Origin of the sequence: Haloechinothrix aidingensis (assembly GCF_013450155.1) — a bacterium.
GTDB lineage: Bacteria > Actinomycetota > Actinomycetes > Mycobacteriales > Pseudonocardiaceae > Haloechinothrix > Haloechinothrix aidingensis.
In genome coordinates this window covers 1-22,629 of the sequence record NZ_JACCKD010000005.1, presented here as the reverse complement: position 1 = coordinate 22,629, position 22,629 = coordinate 1, and the positions used below count along the sequence as shown (strand labels likewise).

The following is a 22,629-nucleotide window of genomic DNA, read 5'->3' as shown; positions in this document are numbered from 1 at the left end:
TCGTCGCGCATCAGAGTGAGTACCCCGGCATAGCTCACCTACGATCCTGAACTGAACCGTCACGGTTTGGGGGCCGCTTCTTGCGTAGACGAAGATGGTCACCATCATGTCGAAGCGTTACCCGCCCGAAGTCCGGGAGAAGGCTGTGCGTCTGGTTCTCGACCGGCTCGATGAGTACGGATCCGCGTATGCCGCTGCTCGCGCGATCGGCCCGCTTGTCGATATGCATCACGAGACGCTGCGGTTGTGGATCAAGAAGGCCCTCGCCGCCGGCGAACTAGCGGGCGAGCCGACCGTATCGGGCCTGTCGTCGGTCGAGAGGGAAGAGCTGCAGCGGCTGCGGAAAGAGAACCGAAATCTCAAGCAGACCAACGAGATCCTGAAGCTTGCCTCAAGTTCTTCGCGCGGGAACTCGACCTGCGACATCGCTGATCGTCGGGTTCATCGACGAATACCGTCAGGTCTATGGCGTCGAGTCGATCTGCCGCGCATTGCGCGCGCACGGGATGCAGATCACGCCACGGACCTACCGCAAGGCCCTCCATCGGCCGGCCTCGGACCGTGGCATCACGGACGCGCAGGTCTAAACTGCCCTGCGTGATCTGCAGGCTCGGCCCGAAGCGATGTATGGACGGCGGAAGATTACCCGTTACCTGCGGCGACAGGGCCACGGGGTGGCGTTCTGCACGGTCGACCGGTTGATGCGGGAGGCGGGCTCCAATGGTGTGGTCAAGGGCCGGAAACACCGGACCATGATTCCGGCCAAGGACGGGATACGTTCTGGTGCCAAGGTTAACCGAAACTTCACTGCTGCCGCACTGAACCACGTGTGGGTCGCCGGTTTCACGTACGTGTCGACCTGGATCGGGTGGGCGTATGTGGCTTTTGTGTTCGACGCGTTCTCCCGCGCGATCGTCGGCTGGGCCGCGGGCGAGTTCGAAGACGGCAGCGCTGGTTACCAAGGTACTCAACATAGCGGTGTGGCGGCGCGACCACTATGGTCATCCGGTCGAGCCTGACCTGATATTCCACACGGATGCCGGGGCGCCCAGTACACCTCTGTGAAATTCACTGAATCCCTTGCCATACACGGACTCTCGGCGTCGATTGGTTCGGTTGGCAACGCCTACGACAACGCCCTGGCGGAATCGATCATCGGCCTGTTCAAGACCTGGGTCGTCAAGCGGCACGGACCGTTCACGACACTCACCGAAGTCGAGTTCGCCCTCATGGAGTGGTGCGACTGGTACAACAAAACGCGCCTGCACTCCCACCTGGACTACTTGAGCCCGGCCGAGTACGAGTCCACGTACTACGCTCAACAACCGCCACGCCGACCGGCGCTGATCTGAAACCGAAGCCGGTCCCTTAACCGTGACGGTTCACAAGGTCACACCCAGGTCGCGGCGGTGTTGACCTGGTTGGTGGCCGCTGGGAAGCGATGGGCGCCGATCGGGATGCAGCCACGGATCCGTAAAGGCGTGCCCCGCAGCCGGGACTTCGTTTTTAGACCTTCCTTCTACGGTCTTCGATGCGCGTCTTCGGGGACAGACCTAAACGACGGCGCCAGTCGCGTGCACCAATAAGCCGGGCCATCCGAGCCATGAGCCGGTTCTTCCACGGTATGTAGGGATACCAATGAGGTTCGGAACCCAAACGAACGCGTTCCGCGACTACGCTCTGTTGTCGACAGAACTTGAGCATCCCTGCCGCACCACCGGAGCGACTTCCGACCCCGGAATCCTTCCATCCGCTCATGGGCACCGGCAGCATGAATGTACTAACCAGAGCATCGTTGATGTTCACTGCTCCGGCTTCGATGTTTCGAGCCACGCGGTCGGCGCGCACGGAGTCGCGCGTCCATACGCTAGAGTTCAGGCCATAGCTGGAATCGTTTGCCATGGCAAGAGCCTCTTGTTCATTGGCAACTTTCATGATGGGCAATGTGGGGCCGAACGTTTCGTCACGCATGCACAGCATCGAGTGATCTACGCCAGTCAAGACAGTGGGCTCGAAGAAGCGACCTTCGCTGCTCCGACGTCCACCGGTGAGTATCTTCGCCCCCTTTGCAACCGCGTCCTCGACGTGACGTTCGACGGTATCGAGCTGTGCGTCGGTGACCATGGCGCCGATCTCGGTATCGAAACTGCCTGGTGCGTCCATGCCCTGGCGGAGATCTTTGACCTTCGAGGTCACCTTCGATACGAACTCATCGTATACGGGAGCTTCGACATAGGCTCGTTCTATGGAGATGCAGGCCTGCCCAGAACTCATCATGGCACCCCAGGTTGCCGCGCTCGAGGCACGCTCGAGATCAGCGTCGGACAGTACGATCATCGCATCCTTGCCGCCTAGCTCCAGGCTCGCGGGAATCAGGCGCTCGCCCGCTCTGGCTGCGATCTTTCGGCCCGTCTTGGGAGATCCAGTGAACATGACCATGTCGACTTCATCGACTACTGCGGCTCCGGTTTCCGGGCCACCGGTGACGTTTGCGATAACTGGCGGCGCATTGATGTCCTCGACCCACCCGCGGGTCGCTTCTGCCCATGTAAGCGGAGTGAATTCTGACGGCTTGAAGAGTACGGCAGCCCCCGCCATCATGGCTGCGATACCATCCAGCATCGGGCCCCCGAGCGGTCCGTTCCACGGTGTGATCATCCCGACCAGCTGGTATGGACGAGCGTACACTCGCAGCCGCTTGTTGAGCCCAGCAGCACCCCACGACCGAACCTCGCGGTCGGCTAGGAACTCCTCGGCGTGACCAGCGTAGTAATTGATCAGATCGAGAGCCATGGTGATCTCGAGCGAGGCATCGCCCCACGACTTCCCGGTCTCCTGCTGGATGAGCTCGACAAGGCTGCGCTCATTATCCAGTATCCAGTCAAGGAATCTGAACATATGTACAGCGCGCCCTTGAGGTCCGAGAGCCTCCCACTCCGGTTGCGCCTCTCGTAGCTGCTTGGCAGCTGCGGCGACCTCGGCTGGCCCGAGATTGGGCACTGTGCCGACGAAACGATCATCGGCGGGACACCTGATCTCAATGAGGTCGGGGTCGGGGGATTTGGTGCGAGCGCTCGCTTTGGTGGTCTTAGCCGGCATCAGGTCATCCTCTCTCGCGCACGGTCCTGCCGTCAGCCGTGCGTCGCTGTCGATCTGTGGTGCCGATGAATGGACGTACCGCCATCCAGCCCTGACCGTATATAACTAATACATTTAGATTCCCATCGTACCTCGCGCCCCCGGTCCGTGCACCCCCAGGTCAACCACCCCCACGTCAACCGGCCCCGGGTCGGGGGACGTGGCTCCGACTGCTGTGTCGCGACCCGGCAGGACGACTTGACAAGGGGAGGCGGGTGCGAGCATTCTGAGGCAACGAACAAAATCCGTCATCCTGTCAACTTCTTGATGCTGTACACAGCCGTGGCTGGGCTTGGCTCTGGATCAGGACGTTGGCACGCGTAACTGCCGCACGGTGGCCCCTGTTGCGACGCAGGCATTAAGGAGGATCTCAGTGTCCGACGATAACGAAGAACGGGTTGTGGTCGACTTTGACCATCACTCCCCGGAGCTATCGGCGCAGGTAACGGATCTTGGCGTTGGTCCGCTGATGAATGAGTACCGAGAGAAGTGCCCGGTGGCGTGGACGGAGGCCCATGGGGGTTATTGGCTGGTCACAGGGTACCCGCAGATCCGGGAGATCTCTCGTGATGACAAGTCGTTCTCCTCGGACCATGATCCAGAAGGGAATCGTCAAGGCTTCGAGGGGGTGACCATCCCACCGACGTATCCGGTTCCGCTCGGATTTATCGAGATGGATCCTCCGGAGCACACGGCGATCCGGAAGAAGCTCATGCCGTTCTTCACTCCGAAGGCCGTTGAGGGATGGCGCCCGGTCGTCGAGGATTTGGTGACCGCGTTCATCGATCGAGTGATCGAGGACGGTTCGTGTGAGTTCGTTCAGGACATCTCTTCTCCGGTCCCTGCTGCGCTCACGATGATGATGCTGGGTGCTAACACGGATAACTGGCGGGTGTGGGCGGATGCGAATCATCACACAACGATGTACGCGCCTGGTTCTGCCGGCCACGCCGAGGCCGTGCAGGAGATGATGACGGTGATGCAGGAGCTAAGCGAGCTGATCACTGATCGGCAGCAAAATCCGGGAACCGATGAGTCCGCGGACCTCATCACGTTCCTCTGTACGACCGAGTTCGATGGGCGCCGGCTCACGCATGATGAGATTCTCCTGCACGCGGTCCTCCTCGTGGCTGGTGGTGTTGATACCACGACCGCCGCTATGACAGCAGCGGTTAAGTGGCTGGGCGAGCACCCGCAAGAGCGGGAACGGCTGAAGTCGGGCGGTCCGGAGCTCATGAAGACCGCGATCGAGGAGTTCCTCCGCGTGTCTGCGCCTGTCAGCGGACTCGCCCGTACTGCCACGTGCCCTTATGAGATCGCTGGCCAGAAGATCCACCCGGGTGAACGGCTTCTCATGATGTTCTCCGCAGCAAATTTCGACCCGACAGTGTTTCACAACCCGGAGCAAGTCGACCTGCAACGCTCACCCAATCGACATGCCGCCTTCGGCCTGGGTGCACACCGCTGCATCGGCCAGCACATCGCGCGGCTCGAACTCGAAACAGTCTTGTGGCAAGTCCTCGAACGAATGCCCGATTACGTTGTCGACTCCAACCCAACGATCTCGCCGGACGTCGGCGTCAACCAAAGCTGGGTCGCACTCCCCATGACATTCACTGCCGGCACCAAAGTCGGTAGCACATTCAAGCCCATAGACTGAGCTCGTTTCCGTGGCCGCCGTTAGTAGCGCTTTCCTCGAGTTGACAAGGAGTTTTCTATGCGCACCGCGAACTACGACTACGTCGTTGTGGGTGGTGGCTCCTCGGGTGCGATCGTCGGCAGTCGCCTCGCCGAAGGTGGAGCTAAAGTGCTCCTGCTCGAAGCAGGAGGCACCGACCGGAGGCCGGATGTTTTGATTCCAGCTGGCGTGGTTTCCGCGTACCAGCGACTCAACTGGAAATATCCGGTCGAACCTGATCCTACCCGAACCAACTCGCCCGAAGCGTGGATGGCCGGAAAGGTACTGGGCGGTGGCGGCTCAATCAACTCATGTGTGTATGTCAGGGGCAATCGAGCTGACTTCGACGGATGGGCGAAGCTCGGTTGTTCCGGTTGGGATTATGATTCAGTACTTCCATCGTTCAAACGGATGGAAAGCTGGGAGCGCGGCGCCAATGAATATCGGGGCGGCGATGGGCCTATATCGGTAAAGCTTCAAGGTTATCGGGACCAAGCAAACCTGGCCTACTTGGAATCTGCACTTCAAGCTGGCCATCCACGTACAGAAGATTACAACGGAGCCATCCAGGATGGCGTCGATTTGATTCAAGTTAATCACCGGCAGCGCGGAACCCGGTCGCAGGCCTCTCGCGAATACCTTCGTAGCGTGGCACCAAAGGGCAATTTGACCGTGCAGAAGAAGGCCATGGTGCATCGTGTGCTTTTTGACGGCGATCGTGCTATAGGTGTCGAGTATCGTCTCGACGGAAAGCTAGAACGCGCGCGAGTACGCGAAGAGGTGATATTGTGTGCTGGATCTCTTTCTTCGCCGAAGATCTTGATGCTTTCAGGTATCGGGCCGAGGGATACCCTTAACGAATTCGACATCGACGTAGTTCATGTCAATCCTGGTGTGGGGGCGAACTTGCATGACCACGCGTTTCTCATGCAACGTTGGCATGCCAATATTCCGACAGCGAACAAGATGAGGGCAAGTACCCTCCTCAAGGGTTTGCGCGATTATGCTCTCTACGGAAGCGGGATGCTGGCGATCACGATGGTGCAGGTTCAAGTCATGCATAAGACGGATCCGGCACGTGAGACCCCTGATCTGCAGCTGCAGTTCGTCCCAGTGGCCATTACCCGCGGCGTGGATGAAGACGGCGCCTTCAACGTGCAGCCAGCAAAGTACGACGGTTTTCTCGCCTCATCCACACTGCTTCATCCACGGGCGCGCGGGACTGTTAGCCTGCGTAGCTCTGATCCAGAGGCACCTCCACTGATCAACTATCAGTACCTGGCTGAGGAGGAAGACGTTCGCGACATCATTAGTGGAGCGTGGGAGGTTCGACGTATCATGGAGCAACCTGCGATCGCAGACTTGATCGGGGAACCGTTCGAACCAGAAGCCATGTGTCGAACTGACGCCGACTGGAAGCAGTATGCGCGCGAATATGTAACGTCGTCTTACCATCCGGTGGGTACTTGCAAAATGGGTAACGATGACCGCTCTGTTGTCGATCCAGAATTGCGAGTTAATGGCGTCAAGGGGCTGAGAGTCGCAGACGCCTCCATTATGCCCACCGTGACCAGTGGTAACACCAACGCCCCGGCTATGATGATCGGCGAGCGTGCGGCGGAACTAATTCTTCGGTCCGCATGACACGTGGGCAGGGCGACTGTCTGATTGATGGCTCTGTCCCGCATTCGGCGGTGGCGTTGGGTAGCCTGAGCCGAGCAGTCTGCGGTAGCGGAGGAGGGTGACGCCTGTACGCCCGGCCAGATCCCGCACGACACGGCCGACGTGCACAGCCAGCCGGGCAGTGCGGCGCTGATATCGCTCGGCCACACCGGCCCGGCTGTTTGTGGGATGTCTGCGGCGAGCACGCCGACGTCGCCCAGCACATCCGCGCCCGCACTGGTAACCGCCGCCCATCCACCGGCACGTCGGTCACCCGCCGTTCGACACAGGCATGCACCTACCCCGTCTCGACGGCGCATACCGGGCTAGCCACCGGCCCGCACGGCGTCGATGCCCGGCCCACGATCGTCCCAGCATCATCCTCGACACCCTCGATGGCCAGGGAAGACAATCCTGAGGACACCAGTCTCAGAAGTTGATCGACGTCGCACGAGCCTCACGCTGGTATAACATGCCGTATCCGGCCGGAACACCGGCACACACCGTCACCAACGAATGTGGGACAGAGCCGTTCAACTGACCGACCCCCGGTTGTGGTCGGGTGTGTCTGATTTTTCGTGTGTGGGGCGGTGATGGTGTTTAGGTCAGGGTGATGCGATCACCGTAGAACATGGTCAGCGTGTTCAGCACGGCCTTCCATCCGGGGGTTCGTCCGGTGACGTTCGTGCGGTTGCGTTGGGGGCTGCGGATGACCAGGTAGAGTACCTTCAGCGCGGCCTGTTCGTTCGGGAAGTGGCCCCGTCGGCGGGCGGCCTGCCGGAACCGCGCGTTGAGGCTTTCCACCGCATTCGTGGTGTAGATGATCTTGCGGATCTCCGGTGGGAACGTCAGGAACGGTGTGAACTGTTCCCACGAAGAGCGCCACAAGCGAATGATCGCCGGATACGTGCCACCCCAGGCCTGTTCGAACTCGGCGAAGCGGGCTTCGGCGGCCTCGAGGGTCGGGGCGGTGTAGACCGTGCGCAGCGCCTTGGTGATCGGACCCCAGTGTTTCTTGGAGGCATACCGCAGGCTGGAGCGCACTAAGTGCACCACGCATTCTTGCACCGTGGCCAGGGGCCAGACCTCGGCGATGGCCTCCGGCAGGCCTTTGAGGCCGTCGCAGCAGCAGATGAGCACGTCGGCCACGCCACGGTTGCGTAGCTCGGTGAGCACGTTCATCCAGTGCTTGGCGCCCTCGCCGCCGGTGCCGGCCCATAGGCCGAGCACGTCGCGTTCGCCGTCGCAGTTGATGCCGACAACCACATAGATCGGGCGGTTGGTGACCTGGCCTTCACGGATCTTCACGTGGATAGCGTCGATCAGCACCACCGGGTATACGCGATCCAACGGCCGGTGTTGCCAGGTGTTGAGTTCATCAACGACCTGGTCGGTGACGCGGCTGATGAGGTCCTTGGACACCTCGGTGGAGTAGATCTCGGCCAAGTGGGCCTGGATCTCGCCGGTGGTGAGGCCCTTGGCATACAGCGAGATGATCGCGTCATCGAATCCCTCGACACGCCGGGAGTGTTTGGGAACGATCTGCGGCTCGAAGCTGCCCTGCCGGTCCCGCGGCACCTCCAGTGGTACCGGTCCGACCTCAGTCTGCACCGTCTTGGGCGAGGTGCCGTTGCGGTGATTACCACTGGTGTCGGTAACCAGGTCGCCTTTGGCATATCCCAAATGCTCGGTCATCTCGGCATCCAGCGCGGTCTGCAACACCGTGCGGGTCACCCCCGCCAGCAGCCCGTCCGGGCCCACCAGCGACACTCCCTCCTGGCGAGCCCGCTCGACCAGCTCCTGCGCCAGCTGCACATCCAGACCCTCGCCGCTCGTGTTCTCGTCTGTCATGGCGATCCTTTCCGGCCGAAGCAACCGCTCCAGCCTGTCGGATCACCACCCCACACACAAAGATCAGGACAGTCCCTTGTGGTCACTGATCCACATGGCGATTTGGGTGCGGGAGTGGACGCCGAGCTTGTGGAGGATGTGGTCGACGTGGGTGTCGACGGTGCGGGTGGAGATGACGAGTTTGCTGGCGATTTCCTTGTTGCTCAGGCCATGCGCTACGTGTTCTGCGATTTCGGTTTCGCGGGTGGTCAGCAGGGCCGATGCTGCGCTGGGGGCGGTTTGTTGCGATTCGGGCGCCCGTTTGCCGAGGGCGTAGTTGATTATCTCCTCCAAGGTGGAGTTGGCGCCGCGATCGAATGCTGCGTTGAAGGCGGAATCGCCGAGTGCTGCGCGCACGAAGTGCTGGCGATCTGCGCCGAATCGGGCTGTCATGGCGTGTGCGAGGCTCAGGTGGTTGCGTTTCCAGCGGGTCCTGGCTGCGCCCATGAGCCGGGCCGCCCGATAGTAGTCGCCGCTGCTGGCTGCTGACCAGGCCAGCCCGTCCAGGCAATGGGCGATCACCAGTGGCTGTTCGGACTGCGTGAACAGTTCGAGGGCCTGCCCCAGGTGCTCCTGCGCGGCCTGCTGATTGTTCTCGCGCCAGTGGGCCAGCCCGACCAGCCACAGCGCAAGAGCCTTCAGTAGGTGCGCCTCTTGACTCGTGGTCAGGCTGAGGAGCTCCTGAGCTAGCTCTCCCGCTGTTGGATCGTCGATTCCGAGGGCGAACACTGTTGCGGCACTCAGGCTTTCGGTGGCTACACCCTGTATGCCGGCCGCGCGGCACCGTTGGGCCGCTAGACGTGCCAGGCGCAGCGCCTCATCGGAGTCGCCATCGGCGAACGCGAGCAACGCTGAGGCGAGTGTGGCCTCAGCGGCAGCCTCGTCAGCACGGATCTGACTGGTGAGCTGGCGGGATTCGGCCAGCAAGTACTTGGCCTTGTCGGTCTCAGATAACAATGCCGCCAACAGGCTGGCTGTCGACAAGGCGCGTGCGCGCAGTGGTGTGGCTGCAGTCGCGTGTTCCAGTGCAGTACACAGCCATCGGTAGCCCTCGTGGTTATAGCCGCTGTGCAGCCAGAAGGGGCGTAGCTGCATGGCGATGGTTAACGTGGTCGGAGCTTGCTCGGGTTGTGTGAGGCTGAAGTCCAGGGCGGCGCGCAAGTTCGCGTGCTCCCGGTGTACCTGGCGGAACCAGTCCAGATCCCTGCTGCTGCAGTAGTCCTGCTCGCCTCGGCTGGCTAGCTCGGCGAAGTAGTCGCGGTGCCGGGAACGCACCGCGTTCTCGTCACCGGAGGCGGCGAGCTGGGTGTGCCCGAACTGGCGCAGCACCTCCGGCAGCGTGTAGCGCATCGGCTGGTCGTTGGTGGGGTGGCTGCGTTGGACGATGGACTTGTCGACCAGGCCGGACAGTAGGTCGAACACCCCGTGCTGCTCGTCATCGGGTACCCGGCAGATGTGTTCGGCGGCATCCAGGGTGAACCCGCCGGAAAAGATCGAAAGCTGGTTCCACAGGTGCTGCTCGCCAGGCGAGCACAGGTGGTAGCTCCAGGCCACGGTGGCCTCCAGCGTCTGCTGCCGCGGGGGTACGGTGCGTTGCCCCGTGGTCAGCAGCCCCAGCGCGTCATCCAGCCGCGCCAGCACCTGCTCGATGTCGACGGCCCGCAGCCGGGCCGCGGCCAGCTCCAGTGCCAGTGGCATCCCCTCCAACCGCTGGCACAGCGCGATCACGGCGTCCCGGTTCGCCTCGGTCACCTGAAACGTGGAATCGGCGGCCGTGGCTCGCTCGGCGAACAGCGTGACCGCGTCCGTGCCCACCTGCTGCTCGCCGAGCTGCCGGTCCTCATCCGCGGGCAGCGACAGCGGCGGCACCCGCAGCACCTGCTCACCCTCGGTCCCGAGCACGTGTCGGCTGGTGGCCAGGACGCGCACCTGCGGGGCAGCGGCCAGCAGTTTGCTGATCAGTACTGCGCACGCCTCGACCAGGTGTTCGCAGTTGTCCATGATCAGCAGGACGTGCTTGTCCCGCAGGTAGTCGGCGAGCCGTTCCACTGGCCGGGAGGTTTCGTCGCGCAGCCCGAACACGCTCGCTACGCTCTGTGCGACCAGGTCGCCCTGCTGCAGGTCAGCCAGTTCAACCAGCCCCACCCCATCGGTGAACGCGCGGCGTGACTGCTCGGCCAATTGCAGAGCCAGCCGGGACTTACCCACGCCGCCGGGCCCGGTCAGGGTCAGCAACCGGGTCGTTGTCAGCAGCTCCCTGGCCCGGGCCAGCTCGTGCCGGCGACCGACGAAACTGGTCAGCTCAGCCGGCAGATTGCCCACAGCCAGCGATCCCATACAACGATCATAGCAACATGCCAGACATCGACCGGCTGCCTCGCTGCGATGGGCCTGTCGCTGAACACTGTACGTGGTCTTGACACGCCGAGCTTGCTTGGCGGGAAGGATCGTTGACGAGCGAGATGACCGAGTCGATGGACTCGTTAACCACGGAGCAGCAAGCAGGAGTTGGCGGCTGAGTTGGTCAGCAAGTCCCGTACCGAGGGTGTAGAGCTGACCGGCCCGAACGGGCTGCTGTCCGGGCTGACCAAGCAGGCACCTGGGACGGCGCTGGAGGCGGAGCCGGTCGAGTATATCGGCTACGACAAGCATGACCAGGCCGGGCGCAACTGGGCGCTCTCGCGCAACGGAGCTCGAACCAAGACGGTGACCACCGATATCGGGTCGGTCGAGATTGAGTCGCCGCGGCGTGTCTGGAGACACCGGTCCTTGGGAAGGATGGGGTCATGTCGGGGAACGCGTTGCGGAGGTACCCGCCTGAGCTGCGTGAGGGCGCGGTTCGCATGTTCGGTGAGGTGCGCGGCCGGCATGAGTCGATGTGTGTCGTGCTGACCGAGCACGGGTGCCGGATCTCCCCATCGACCTACTACGATCACCAGGCCCGTAGCCGTTCAGCTCGGGCCCGTCGTGACGAGCGGCTCAAAGCTGAGATCACACGGGTGTACGAGGCCACCTTCGGCGTCTATGGGGCCAGGAAGGTGTGGTTGCGGCTCAACCGGGAGCAGATCACGGTGAGCCGCTGCACCTGGGGGACGACCGATGCGTGAGCTTAGCCTGCGCGGCGCCGTGCGGGGAAGGTCAGGCCAGCAGACTCCGCGCTCCCAACCGCGTGACCCACCCGGAACGAGGATTAACGAACCATCAGGAAATTGATCATGACACAATTTCCCGGTGGATCCGGGCCGCGTCGCCAATAAGGCCGATTTGATATGTTGTACTGAAAGCGTTACAGACTCACTGGCGTCGTCGATCTTGCTGGCTCGTCAGACATGGTTACGCCACGTAAGAAATTGCGCAAGACCTCGGCGAAGACTTCCTCAGCCGTCGTCCAGTGGCTTGCCGTGACTGCGGCGGCCAGCGCCGATTGGTCGTGGTTGACCGCTGGGAAGATCTGCGACCGCCCGCCGGACTTTCTCATCGCCTGTGTCAGGCCGGATCCCAGGCACAATGCTTCGACGCCGTCCAGGATCATCACGTGAAGGTGGCTCGGGACGTTGGCCTCTTGGAGACGCCGAGCTGCGTTGTCGTACAACGTGCTCAACACGTCACGCGGAACGTATTCTAGGAGGATTTGAGCGGCATTGGGATGGTCGAGGATGGTTCTACGGAAATTGACCGCAAGTTCGACGAACCACTCGATCCAGTCACCCGTTTGCTCTTTCGGGATCGGAGTCTGCCAAACGATGTACCGTGCGACCTCGGCCATGATGTCGGCTCGATCGTCGAAGTGGTGATACAGCGAGGGAGCCTTGACGGAAAGCTCGCGTGCGAGCCGAGGGAGACTGCACGCCGCCAGCCCCTCGGAATCGATTACTCGAACTGCCGTCGCTACCACGGCTTCTCGGCTCAACAGCGGATGTGTAGGCCTTGGCATGATTCTCAGTATGCCTGATCGCTGCTCGGGTCAGCGTGAGGAGGCCGTGGATGTACGGGTGTGCTTCAGCGCGCCCATCGTAGCCCGGGGCGTTCGTTCATGGCGGTAGCACAGCGTGCGCGCTCGCGGGCAGTGACGCAAATCGTGACCTGCAGGACCGGCTTGAGGCATGATTACATTATTACAAATATTGTCACAAGTTCAAGTGTGGAGTCCGTTACGCCTAGCTGCCGCCTCTTCGGTGACGGTTGGCCGCGCCCGGCGGAATCGCCGGGCGCCGGGGTGGGAGGCTGTTCCGCCTGCGAACGGCGACGCGCACCAGATCGGTCTTGTCATGAAGGACGAGTGAATGAGCTACATCCGGTGGACCAGTGACTGCGCGGACGCGCCGGTCGAGGACGTCGGTGGCAAGGCTGCCGGGCTCGGTGCCCTCACTGGTCACCATCAGAACGTTCCCGATGGTTTCGTGGTCGTGACCGATGCCTACCGTCGTGTGATCGTGGAAACTGGTCTCGAGCGGAAGATCGCTGAAATCCTCGCTTCGGGAGAGGCCGTTGCGGAGTCGGGTCGGCTGTCGGCCGAGATCCAGGCGTTGTTCGAGGACGTCACGATGCCTGGCGACATCGTCGCGTCGATCGTCACAGCCTATGAGCAGCTCGTGCAGGACGGCGCAGCGTCCGTGGCGGTGCGCTCGAGTGCTACGTCGGAGGATATGGCCGAGGCGTCGTTCGCTGGCCAGCTGGAGACCTTTCTCTGGGTCTCCGGTGCCGACGAGGTCATGCGGCACGTCCGCCGGTGCTGGGCAAGCCTGTTCACCCAGCAAGCCATCGCGTACCGCTCCCGGCTCGACGTGATGCCCGAGGACCTCGCGATCGCCGTCGTCGTCCAGCGCATGGTCGTGCCGGACGCGGCCGGCGTGATGATGACTCTGGAGCCCGTGGACGGCGACCGCTCCGTCGTCTACATCGAAGCCGCGTACGGCCTCGGTGAGGGCGTCGTGCGGGGCGACGTAGGCGTCGACCGATTCTGGGTTGACAAGGGTGCCCGCGAGGTGCGCCGCCACGAGATCGCGCAGAAGACACACGCCCACCAGTTCGACCCGCAGTGCGGCGAGGCCCGGCTACAGGAAGTCGAGGCCGCGAAACAGAACGAGCCGTGCCTGTCTGCCGACGAAGTCCTGGCCCTCGCCGATCTCGGCGTGCGGATCGAGAACGACTTCGAGCACCTCATGGACGTCGAGTGGGCCATCGGCGGAGCTGGCCGCGAGCTCTTCACGCTGCAGGCGCGCGCCGAAACGGTATGGAGCCGCCGCGCCGCCGAACTCGCGCCGGCCGCGGTGGCGCAGGCGAAGGCAGACTGGTCGCAGGTCGGTGAGGAGTGGGACGTGCTGCACAGTACCGGCGCCGAGGACCTGCACTGGTCCACCGACAATATCGGCGAGGGCCTCCCGGGCGTGCTCACGCCACTGGGCTACAGCCTGTGGAAAGAATCAGTCGACCATGCAGCCCGGAAGTCGGCCTGGAGCGTCGGCGCGCTTAGCCGAAAGGAGGTGACCCGGCCACCCGACGACCGCCTGCTGGTGCGCCCCTTCTTCGGCCGTGCCGCGATGCAAGCCGAGTTCTACGCTCTGCTCGGCGACCGCATGCCGGGCACGACGGGGGAGGAGTCGGTCAAGGGTGTGCTCGGCCGTGTCCCAGACGACCTCATCTTTCACCCCACGACTCGGCGGTACGCTTTCATCGCCTGGCGGTTACCGAAGACACTGCTCACCGCTTCCCACGCGGCGCGCAGGCTTGCCGCGGAAACGGACGAGTGGTGGCGCGCGAGCCTGCGTCGTGTCGAAACGCTCGACCGGCAGGAAGCGCTCGCGTTGCTGTTCGAGGCCTATGAGCGCTTCCGGCGCAACCTGGTAATGCAGGGGGTTGTCGTGTTCGGTGTGGTCAGCCCGCTTTACCAGGCGGTCGTCTCGCTGGTCGAGAAGACGGGGGTCGGCGACATCGCCACGCTCAGTGGCGTCGGCGGGGCCGAAATGGCCATCATCGGTGACGCATGGCGCGCGTCGCGCGGCGAGATCACGATCGAGCAGGTTCTCGCTAAGCATGGCTTCCATGGCCCCGCGGAGGGTGAGGTGGCGAGCAAGGTCTGGCGCGAGGACCCCGAACCGCTCCGCCGGATGGTCAACGAGTACGCCGCTCGGGACGCCGCGGACGACCCGCTTCGTCGCACGGCCGAGGCGCAGCGGCGGCTACCGAAGGTGCAAGAGGATCTGGTCGCGTCGCTGCCGCGCCTGCAACGCCCGATCGTCCGCAAGTTGCTGAAAATGGCCGCCGCGGGCATCCCGATGCGCGGGGTGACCAAACGCGGCATGGTGCAGTGCATCGACATCAACCGCGCCGCGGCCCGCCGCGTCGGTGAGCTGATGGTCGCGGACGGCACGCTGCTCGAGCGCGAGGATATCTTCTACCTCACGTTTGAGGAGTTGCGTGAACCGCTACCTGCCGACGTAGCGGACCTCGTGACCAAACGCAAAGCCCGCCGCGAGATGTACCGCAGCGTGGACGTCCCGGCGATGTGGAAGGGCGACCCCGAACCGGTATCGTTTGATTCGATCATTGATGATCACGAGAAGGTCAGCGGGATCGGCGTCAGTGTCGGCGTGGTGGAGGGCCGTGTCCGCGTCGTCCATGACCCGTCGTTCGCCGAAGTGCAGCCGGACGAGGTGCTCGTCGCACCGACGACCGACCCCAGCTGGTCGGCGATCATGTTCGTCTCCAAGGCGCTGGTCGTCGACATCGGCGGCGCGTTGAGTCACGCCGCCGTGGTGGCACGGGAACTCGGCTTCCCGTGTGTCGTGAATACCCGCGTCGGCACGAAGGTGCTTCACACCGGGGATGTCGTGCGCGTGGACGGCTCCAGGGGCGTTGTAGAGATTCTCGAGCGCGTCGCCGCTGAGTCGGGCCGTGCGTCACTGGGTTGGTGAGTAGGTGGGTGCCTGACGGATGCCGCAGTGGCGGTGGAATCCGTGGCGCACGTGCCCGCTGCCGGCCTCACCCTGCTCGCCGTTCCCTTGACAGGGCCGGGGGAGTCAGTTTTTATTGACATAATGACATGTTTCGTTTGTACGTATCGCAACGCGTGCGGTGCCTGATATGGAGGAGCGACAGATGAGCGCAGCCGAACAACCATCGGTTGCGTCCCCCGTCGCGGGGCGTTGTCCTCTCGGCGTTTCGCAGGAACCCCTCGCTGTGCGCGACGACACGCGGACCGGGCGGGTACGCATCCGGGACGACTCGACACCCTGGCTTGCCACGGCATACGAGGATGTACGGAGCGTGTTGATGGTCAGCCGTCTCGCCGCAAACCATCTGAACACAGGCGCGGTGAGCCACGACGACCGGTTACGGTACCTCTCGATCTTTCATATGGGTCGTCGCCGGGCGACCCTGCAGGACACCGACATCAACGGTCGCCCAACCGGATCGGTCGAGGGGGTGATCGTCCTACACGACATCGCCAACCGAGACCCGGATGTTCTCGCGGATCCTGGCATGTTCGACATCCATCGCGCCGATGCGAGCCGGCATGTCGCGTTTGGCTCCGGCGTACATCAGTGTCTCGCCCAGACCCTGGCCCGCGTCGATCCGCAGGTCGCGGTACGGACCCTCGCTCAGTGGATCCCCACCCTTGTGCTCGCGATGCTCGTCGATGACTTGCCGGTCAAGCACGACAGTGCCATCTACGGCGTGCACGATCTACCCGTAACCTGGCGAGAGAAGGAAGTCTCCGATGAAAGTCTCCGTCGACAAGAACCGCTGCGTTGGAACGGGGCTGTGTGTGCTGACCTCTCCCGACGTGTTCGATCAGAGAGACGACGGAACCGTCGAGCTGCGACAGGAAACGCCACCCATCGACGAGTACGAGTTCGTCCGCGAAGCCGCTCGCATGTGCCCATCTCACGCTATCACCGTGAGCGACTCGTGATCGCCACGGACACGTGAGTCAACCTCATCACGGTTGCGGCGGGCGGGATCGGCGCCGCGATACATAACCGGGTGGAAGTCGTCGAACGCCGCACGGTCAGGGTGCTGTCCGACGGGCTCGACGAGCACGACCAGGACTGGAAAGACCCGGTCAAAACCGCCCCGCTGGATCCGTTCCGTGGCAGCCGCCGCCTGACAATGCGCTACCGTTGATCACAAACGATGGACAGAGTTCTTATCGCGACACGCCCAATGTGTCTGCGGTGCGAGGACGAGTCTGCGGTCGGCTATCGAAGAGAACGCGCCGCGATATGTTTGACAACTCTGCGTACAGCCGTCTTGTCGTACGCTATGTGTTCGAGCGATCCATTTCCACGGGAAAATCACCCAATCCGTCCCAGGTGCTCTTCAGCGTCGTTACGGCCGCATGGAATGCCCATGGCCAACGTGAGAATGAGCTGAGGAGTACGCGACTGGCACGCATTTCGGACGCGACATCGGCCACGATCGCGTCGTGATAGGAACGGCCATACCTCAATATGTGCGAAGCATCCTCTGTTCGGGCGAGGCGCGAGGCGTACTCGCCCGCCAATCGACCAGAACGAAGGGCAAACGAGATGCCTTCCCGGGTCCATGGCTCCAGGAGACCCGCAGCATCGCCTGCGAGCAGGACCTTGTCACGGGACACTGGCGAGTCGACCGCGCGACATTTCGTCAGATGCCCGGAACGAATACGGGGCGGGAACGACTCCAGTCCCAATCGCCCGATGAAGGCGTTGAGCTAAGCCCTGACATCCGCTCCGCTGCTTCTCTGTGCGATGACCCCAACCGTCAGCGAGTCGCCCTTCGGGAAGACCCAACCATATGATTCTGGCAAAGGCCCCCAGCCAAGGGCGATACGCCCCGACCATCGCGTTGCAACCGAGCGGTCCACAGGGATTTCGGCCTCGAGCCCCATATCGACCTGATCGTAGGTTGCCCCACGGACCGGGCTATATGACTGGCGCTTCCATCTGCAGCCACTACGGAACGAGCGCGAAATGTCGGACCATTGCGCGTAACCACGCGGACCGCAGCGCTCTCGGCCGCTAATCGCTCCTCCCGTTCGACCCCACTAACCGTGACCCCAGTGAGCAAGGTCGCTCTTTCTTCCACGGCAGCACGCGTCAACGCAAGGTCAAATTCGTCACGACTAACAAGGGTGAAAAGCGGCAAGGTGGACCAGCGCGTTCTGGTAAATCGACCATTGAGACTAAAGGTCACTGCCCGCACCCGATCCTTGACAGGAACCTGTGCCCCGAGAAGGAAGCAAACGCTCTGACGTTCCAATTATGCCACCACCGCACGTCTTGTAGCGAGGCAGCTCTGAACGCTCAAGCAGCAGCACATTTATCCCTGCTTTCGCCGCCACATACGCAGCACTCGCGCCAGCCGGACCACTCCCCACGACGTCCCACAATTGCGCATGAAGTTCCATCGCGGTCGCCCTTCCTTTGTTACGCGAATTACCGTATTCTCAGGATCTGACTGTGTCAATGTATTGGTGAGTCGTGGGCCGGGGGTCGGACGCAGTTGATCGTGGCGAGGCATGGGGATCAACGGGCATCGAAAACGAGATGAGAGCGCTATGTGTCGGAGCGTCAGCATGCGGCTGAGCAGAGACAGGGCCAGCCGCGTGCTGAGCTCCCGTGTCACTGCTGGAGAGGGATAGCGAGCCGAGCGCCTGTCTCCGTCGGCTTCGTCGAATACATCGGGTCATCGCCCGGTCCATTGAGGCGCTCGTTTCTCCGCATGGGACTGTCTCAAGGTCGGCGCGTCGGGCCGAACCCATCGATCTTGAGGTAGTCCCGCTCGATTAACCCCATCTATGCCGGGAGAGCCCCGAATGCTGAGATTCGTCGTTGTTGTCGCGTTGATCCGATTTCTGTCGCTAGCTGTTCAGCCCGACGCGCATGATATGCGGCGCGCTCGTGGTCGGTGAGGGCTGTGTACGCGGTGGCAATGTCGGCATGGAGCGCGGTTTCAGCGCGGGTGAAGGTGGGATCGAGTTGGCGAAGGGCGGTGGACAGGACGTCGGTGGCTCCGAGGTTGCTCGTGCGTGCGAGGGCGTTGCCGCGCCATCGGGCGAGGTGTATGGGGTCGAGGGCGACGTATGGCCCCTCGGTGTCGCCGAGGTCGCGGGGTAGGAGCGCATGAGCTTGGTCGAAGGCGTGCATGCTGGCGTGTGGTTGGCCGTCGGCGGCGAGTGTTTCGCCGTGGGCGGCGGCGAGCCACGCCCGCATGAGCGGGCTGGTGGTGCGGCCGGTGTGTTCGCGTGTGGTGGCGAGCAGTGTGGCTGCGTTGGTGGTGTCGCCGAGGTCGATGAGCACGAAGGCCTGTCCGGCGATGGTGTGGGCGCGGTAGGCGGGTTGTTCGGTCTCGCTGACGGCCATCCGGCCGCGTTCGTAGTGTTGCCACGCGGTGCGCATCTGGCCCATGTCGAGGGCTTGCCATCCAGCGAGGCTGCACAGCTCGGACAGCAGCGCGGCGAGCTGGCTCCGTGTGGCGGGGGTGAGGCTGTGGTGGAGGAGTTGGGTGACCTGGCGGGTTTTGGTGAGCACTTCGTCGTGGGCTATGGGTGCGCCGAGTTGGCGGTCGAGCCGCCGGGTGGCGTTGAGCTGTTCGCGGAGTAGATCCAGGGCGGTGCCGTCGATGCGGGCGGCGGTATGCAGCATCCGGCGAAGCTCGCGTTCATCGTCGTGTTCGTCTTGTGCTGGGGTAGGGGGCGACAAGAGTTTGTCAATGCTCATGTCAAAGATGCGTTCGAGCAGGCGCGCGGTCGCTGGTCGGGGACGACCGAGCGGTTGCCCGTGCGTGCCTTGTCCGGCGACGAGCCGCTTCAGGTGGCGGACGCTGAGGGTGCCGGGTTCGCCGTGTTCGCGGGCGAACTGCTCGGCGTAGTCGGCGAACTCTTCGAGGGTCTGCCTGCGCTCGCGGATCTTGTTTTCGAGCACCGTGCGCGGTGGCCGCGCGTGCTCGTGTTCAGCGCTCATCGCGGATTCTCCCGTCCGTTCGTGGTGTTCGGATACGTCCCCGTTATGTCCCGCTCGTGTCCTGTCTGAGTCTCATGTGTCAACGAGAAGCTGATTTCAGTGTGACATAGGCGGTTGTGCCTGGTCAGTCCGGTGACGTGTGTGTGGAGGCGACGGTGAACGAGGCTCGGCCCGAGCGGCAGGAACGTGCGGTGCGGGCGTCATGGGTGGGATGTGTCAGCGATGGCCGCGAGCACGTGGTCGCCCATGCCGAATTGTCGGCGAGTTACCGGCGTCGCGGGTTGTATCGGGCGTTGTGTGGGCATGTGGTGATGCCGGGCTCGATGGTCGATCCGCCCGGCCCACCGTGTCGGCGATGCGTGCGGTTCGTGCAGGTACATCCGCGCCTTGTCACTCCGGAGCGCGCCCATGAGCTGCGGCAGCGCCGCTGGCCGGGGCCGATGGCGGGTGGTCTGGCGCGGTTGTTGGCTCCGGTGGGAACGGGTATGACCCCGACCTCGCCCGTTTCCACCGGTCTCCACCCCGATTGGGGTGAGACGTGATGGGGGTGCGTCTGTTGTTGGCTCGGCCGCTGCCGGGCACGGTCGGCGAGTCCCGGCGTGGTACGCACGTCTTCCCGGAACCGAGCGACGATGTGGCGCGGTTGGATGCCTATTGCGGGGCGTCGTTCGGCGCGGGTGAGCTGGAGCTGCTGGACGGTATCCGGGGTATGCCGTGTGAGCCCTGCTTGCTGCTGGCACCTCCACCCGGGGGACGGCTCGATGGTGGTGCGGGCGATGGCTAGCCGGGTGGTGATCTCGGACGCGTGGTACTGGGCCGGGGTGCATTGGCACGGCTATGTGATTGCCCGCGCCGACGGTGCGTGTCCGCTGCTGCGGTGCCGGTTTGCGCGGTTGGCGCGGGTGCCGGATGCGGTGTTGGTCGATCCGGTCGCGGTCGCGGACTGGATCGAGCACCACACCCGTACGTACCTGCATCCGCGTCAGACGTGGGCACCGGCGGAACAACGGTGGGTGCGCTGTGGCGATACCGAGGATCTGGCCCGTTCCCGTCGCATGCATTTGGCGATCGCCTCGCGGGGTGACTCGCTGTATCTCGATATCCCGACCGCGACCGGCGTGTTGTTTCTGTTCGTGGAGGCCGTCACCGATGCCCACTGCCTACACCCCCACACCACCGACCCCGACGACGAGGACGGAGCGGCAGCCGGGACCGCCTGATTCCCCCGCGTTGGGTGGGTGCCCGCAGGGTGGGGCGCATGCCCCGGTCCCAGTGCAAGGCGGCGGCGGGCAGGTCTGCGCAAAGTGCGGCCAGCGATGCTAGACGACGAGCAGCCTGGCGAGAGCGGCGGCGTGGAGGTGATCGCGGCTCGGTTGGAGGCGATCACGGCCCGGCTGGATGGGCTGGCCGCGCGGGTGGATGGGCTGGCCGCGCGGGTGGATCGGCTGGCCGAGACCGTGGAGCGGCTGGTCGAGCAGACCGGCTGTGACAGCTCCCCGGATGGTCTCGATATCGGCCCGCAGCAGGCCGGATCGTGACGGGCGTGACGGGTTCTCGACCCACCGTCACACCCGTCACGTGTCGCGTTTCCCCAGTTCACCACCCGTGCCAGCCCGTCACACCCCGTGTGACGCGTCCCGTGGGGTGTGACGGGTGGTCGTGACGGGCTACTCCTCATCGTCATCGGTCTCGCGATCGTCACTGTGGTCGGGCTGGTGGGTGTGGATGGCGGTTTGGATGTCGGTGGTGCGGTAGCCGCGTACTTGGCGGGGTGTGCCGTCGTCGTCGGGGATGCGGCGGCGGACGGGGGTGCAGCCGTGGTCGCTCATGTGCCGTGCGAACGCGGTGGGTTCGGCATTCAGCGCGTCGAGCAGTTCGGCGGTGGGGATGAATGTGCGTCCGTGCTCGGGGTGGAGGTCCTCGGCGAGATAGTCGGCGACGGAGGCGAGCGGTTCCGGCAGTCCAGCGGTCCCGGCCGCGGTGTCGCTTCGGGTGCTGATCGCTGTGGCCGCTGTGGCGTGGTCGATCCGTGGTACGGGTTCGTTGCCGGTGGCGTGTCCCGTGAGGGTGCCCTCGGCCTCGCGGAGGGCGTGGCCGCGTTGGCAGATCGTGCGCCAGTCCTGTCCGGCCATGTAGTAGGTGCGCACGGTGGTGGCCAGCTCGTCGCCGGGGGTGTCGGCCTCGCCGTCGGGGCGGAGGATGCCCACGCCCTTGTGCGCGGCCAGCAGGCGGCTGGCGTCGTGGCCTCGGGTGTTCATCTGTTCGCCGAGGATGATGTTGGAGTCGCGCCAGTCCATCACCCGCAGGGCGAACCGTGAGCCCAGCACTGCCCGTAGGCCGGAGGGGATGGTTTTGGAGTCGGGCCGCTGGGTGGCCAGGATGAGGATAACTCCGGCGGCGGGTGCTTTCTTGGCTAGCCAGGTGAGTAGTTCGCCGAGGTGTTCTCCGGCGGTGAGTTTCCGTCCGCCCGCGGTGATGGGGGTGCGGTCTTCCAGGGGCACTTGGACCTCGTCGATGACCAGGGCGGTGATCGGCATGTCCAGCGCGGTATCGCGGGCCATGGTGGGGGTGATCTTGGATTCGGGGCAGGTGGCATCATCCAGCGTGCGCATGCGCCGGTAGCGGCTTTGGACCTCGCCGACCAGCTCCGTCAGCCAGTCTCGCAGGGTGAGTACGTGGTCGGGTTCGTCGCCGGAGAGGAACCGGTGGGCCACGGTCTGGGCGGCGTCCCAGTCCTTGCCCGCTTTGAAGTCGGCGACATATAGGCGGGTGTGCGGGTCCAGGATCATCCCGGCGGCGGCGAGGCGGGTGGCGAACGTCTTGCCTTGGCGCGGGATGGCGCCCACCAGGAGGGAGGTCCAGACCAGGGGCAGGGTGACGGGCCGGTCGCGGGCATCGCGGCCGAACGGCACGGGCCGCCACACGTCCCACCGGGCCGCGTCCACCAGTGGGGTGCGTGCCGGTGGGGTGTCGTAGGGGTCGGCGTCGGCCACCCACAGGGCCACGCGTCCGGCGTGGCCACCGCTGCCGCGGACCCGCTCGATGAGCAGTTGCACCTCATCCACCGCCAACGCGGAGGCGAGGGCGTCGCGGCGTTGGATCACGTCGGCGGCCTTCCGCGTGGCGGGCAGATCGACCGTGACCGCCCACCCGTGGCCCTGCCGGGTGGGGCGTTCGACGAGTCGTAGGCCTTCGTCCTGGCCGATGAGCTTGGCGTCGCGGAAGGCGTCGATGAGGATGTGTGGGTCCATCGTCCACGTCAACGACCGTGGCCCCGCCAGTGCGTGTTTCCGGCCGGGTTTGCCGTCCTTGCGG

General features: G+C 63.9%; 20 protein-coding genes and 2 pseudogenes. 14 read left to right on the top strand and 8 right to left on the bottom strand.

Annotation, left to right across the window (positions count from 1 at the left end):
* Positions 1-94: 94 nt before the first annotated feature.
* The 3 genes from H0B56_RS14415 to H0B56_RS14405 are packed head-to-tail and all read left to right on the top strand — an operon-like array spanning position 95 to position 1,352.
* Complete coding sequence (locus tag H0B56_RS14415; protein WP_180893589.1) at positions 95-601, top strand: transposase; 507 nt, start codon at positions 95-97, stop codon at positions 599-601.
* A gap of 22 nt (positions 602-623) precedes the next feature.
* Positions 624-1,019 (top strand): IS3 family transposase, encoded by a 396-nt coding sequence (locus tag H0B56_RS14410; protein ID WP_180893588.1) that lies wholly within the window; start codon positions 624-626, stop codon positions 1,017-1,019.
* Positions 1,020-1,061: 42 nt separating this feature from the next.
* Entirely contained in the window at positions 1,062-1,352 is a 291-nt protein-coding gene (locus H0B56_RS14405) for an integrase core domain-containing protein (RefSeq protein WP_180893587.1), read from the top strand.
* 154 nt (positions 1,353-1,506) lie between these two features.
* On the opposite strand, the gene H0B56_RS14400 is transcribed toward H0B56_RS14405, so the two are convergent.
* Positions 1,507-3,099, bottom strand: coding sequence for an aldehyde dehydrogenase family protein (locus tag H0B56_RS14400; RefSeq protein ID WP_180893586.1), 1,593 nt, complete (start codon positions 3,097-3,099; stop codon positions 1,507-1,509).
* A 412-nt stretch (positions 3,100-3,511) separates the two neighbouring features.
* Between H0B56_RS14400 and H0B56_RS14395 the strand changes: the two genes are divergently transcribed.
* Together H0B56_RS14395 and H0B56_RS14390 are read left to right on the top strand one after the other, a co-directional pair.
* Positions 3,512-4,798, top strand: a complete 1,287-nt coding sequence (locus H0B56_RS14395) for a cytochrome P450 (protein WP_180893585.1) — start codon at positions 3,512-3,514, stop codon at positions 4,796-4,798.
* Between the two features lie 57 nt (positions 4,799-4,855).
* On the top strand, positions 4,856-6,460 hold the full coding sequence (locus tag H0B56_RS14390) for a GMC family oxidoreductase (protein WP_180893584.1): 1,605 nt from the start codon (positions 4,856-4,858) through the stop codon (positions 6,458-6,460).
* 618 nt (positions 6,461-7,078) lie between these two features.
* Here H0B56_RS14390 and H0B56_RS14385 read toward each other — a convergent pair.
* A complete protein-coding gene (locus H0B56_RS14385) occupies positions 7,079-8,329 on the bottom strand; it encodes an IS256 family transposase (protein ID WP_180893862.1) in 1,251 nt (416 codons plus the stop codon).
* 63 nt (positions 8,330-8,392) lie between these two features.
* A complete protein-coding gene (locus H0B56_RS14380) occupies positions 8,393-10,603 on the bottom strand; it encodes a LuxR C-terminal-related transcriptional regulator (RefSeq protein WP_219632779.1) in 2,211 nt (736 codons plus the stop codon).
* Between the two features lie 239 nt (positions 10,604-10,842).
* Between H0B56_RS14380 and H0B56_RS23655 the strand changes: the two are divergent.
* Together H0B56_RS23655 and H0B56_RS14370 are read left to right on the top strand one after the other, a co-directional pair.
* Positions 10,843-11,116: pseudogene (locus H0B56_RS23655) on the top strand (transposase); the annotation flags it as partial.
* Positions 11,117-11,154: 38 nt separating this feature from the next.
* The gene (locus tag H0B56_RS14370) at positions 11,155-11,475 is read left to right on the top strand and encodes an IS3 family transposase (protein WP_246361200.1); all 321 of its coding nucleotides are present in this window, start codon (positions 11,155-11,157) and stop codon (positions 11,473-11,475) included.
* A gap of 179 nt (positions 11,476-11,654) precedes the next feature.
* On the opposite strand, the gene H0B56_RS14365 is transcribed toward H0B56_RS14370, so the two are convergent.
* Positions 11,655-12,278, bottom strand: coding sequence for a TetR/AcrR family transcriptional regulator (locus H0B56_RS14365; RefSeq protein WP_246361199.1), 624 nt, complete (start codon positions 12,276-12,278; stop codon positions 11,655-11,657).
* 373 nt (positions 12,279-12,651) lie between these two features.
* Between H0B56_RS14365 and H0B56_RS14360 the strand changes: the two genes are divergently transcribed.
* Together H0B56_RS14360 and H0B56_RS23650 are read left to right on the top strand one after the other, a co-directional pair.
* A complete protein-coding gene (locus H0B56_RS14360) occupies positions 12,652-15,282 on the top strand; it encodes a PEP/pyruvate-binding domain-containing protein (RefSeq protein WP_180893580.1) in 2,631 nt (876 codons plus the stop codon).
* Between the two features lie 169 nt (positions 15,283-15,451).
* Positions 15,452-15,904, top strand: a pseudogene (locus H0B56_RS23650) (hypothetical protein); the annotation flags it as partial.
* Here the strand turns inward: H0B56_RS23650 and H0B56_RS22925 are convergent.
* Positions 15,803-16,051, bottom strand: coding sequence for a hypothetical protein (locus H0B56_RS22925; RefSeq protein ID WP_246361198.1), 249 nt, complete (start codon positions 16,049-16,051; stop codon positions 15,803-15,805). The pseudogene H0B56_RS23650 and the gene H0B56_RS22925 overlap by 102 nt on opposite strands.
* Before the next feature lie 37 nt (positions 16,052-16,088).
* Here H0B56_RS22925 and H0B56_RS14350 point away from each other — a divergent pair, with 37 nt between their 5' ends.
* Together H0B56_RS14350 and H0B56_RS14345 are read left to right on the top strand one after the other, a co-directional pair.
* Positions 16,089-16,283, top strand: a complete 195-nt coding sequence (locus tag H0B56_RS14350; RefSeq protein WP_180893579.1) for a ferredoxin — start codon at positions 16,089-16,091, stop codon at positions 16,281-16,283.
* Between the two features lie 71 nt (positions 16,284-16,354).
* Positions 16,355-16,495 (top strand): hypothetical protein, encoded by a 141-nt coding sequence (locus H0B56_RS14345; RefSeq protein WP_180893578.1) that lies wholly within the window; start codon positions 16,355-16,357, stop codon positions 16,493-16,495.
* A 1,039-nt stretch (positions 16,496-17,534) separates the two neighbouring features.
* On the opposite strand, the gene H0B56_RS23645 is transcribed toward H0B56_RS14345, so the two are convergent.
* Positions 17,535-17,759 (bottom strand): NAD(P)-binding protein, encoded by a 225-nt coding sequence (locus H0B56_RS23645; RefSeq protein ID WP_219632778.1) that lies wholly within the window; start codon positions 17,757-17,759, stop codon positions 17,535-17,537.
* Between the two features lie 388 nt (positions 17,760-18,147).
* A complete protein-coding gene (locus H0B56_RS14335; protein ID WP_180893577.1) occupies positions 18,148-19,314 on the bottom strand; it encodes an NsdA family TPR-like regulatory protein in 1,167 nt (388 codons plus the stop codon).
* Positions 19,315-19,855: 541 nt separating this feature from the next.
* Between H0B56_RS14335 and H0B56_RS14330 the strand changes: the two genes are divergently transcribed.
* From H0B56_RS14330 to H0B56_RS14320, 3 genes are all read left to right on the top strand, one after another.
* Positions 19,856-20,098, top strand: a complete 243-nt coding sequence (locus H0B56_RS14330) for a hypothetical protein (protein WP_180893576.1) — start codon at positions 19,856-19,858, stop codon at positions 20,096-20,098.
* A complete protein-coding gene (locus H0B56_RS14325; protein ID WP_180893575.1) occupies positions 20,091-20,534 on the top strand; it encodes a hypothetical protein in 444 nt (147 codons plus the stop codon). Before H0B56_RS14330 ends, H0B56_RS14325 begins: the two co-directional genes overlap by 8 nt.
* A 96-nt stretch (positions 20,535-20,630) precedes the next feature.
* Positions 20,631-20,852, top strand: coding sequence for a hypothetical protein (locus tag H0B56_RS14320; RefSeq protein ID WP_180893574.1), 222 nt, complete (start codon positions 20,631-20,633; stop codon positions 20,850-20,852).
* Positions 20,853-20,981: 129 nt separating this feature from the next.
* Here the strand turns inward: H0B56_RS14320 and H0B56_RS14315 are convergent.
* On the bottom strand, positions 20,982-22,629 hold a 1,648-nt coding region (locus H0B56_RS14315; protein ID WP_180893573.1), incomplete at its 5' end, for an FtsK/SpoIIIE domain-containing protein.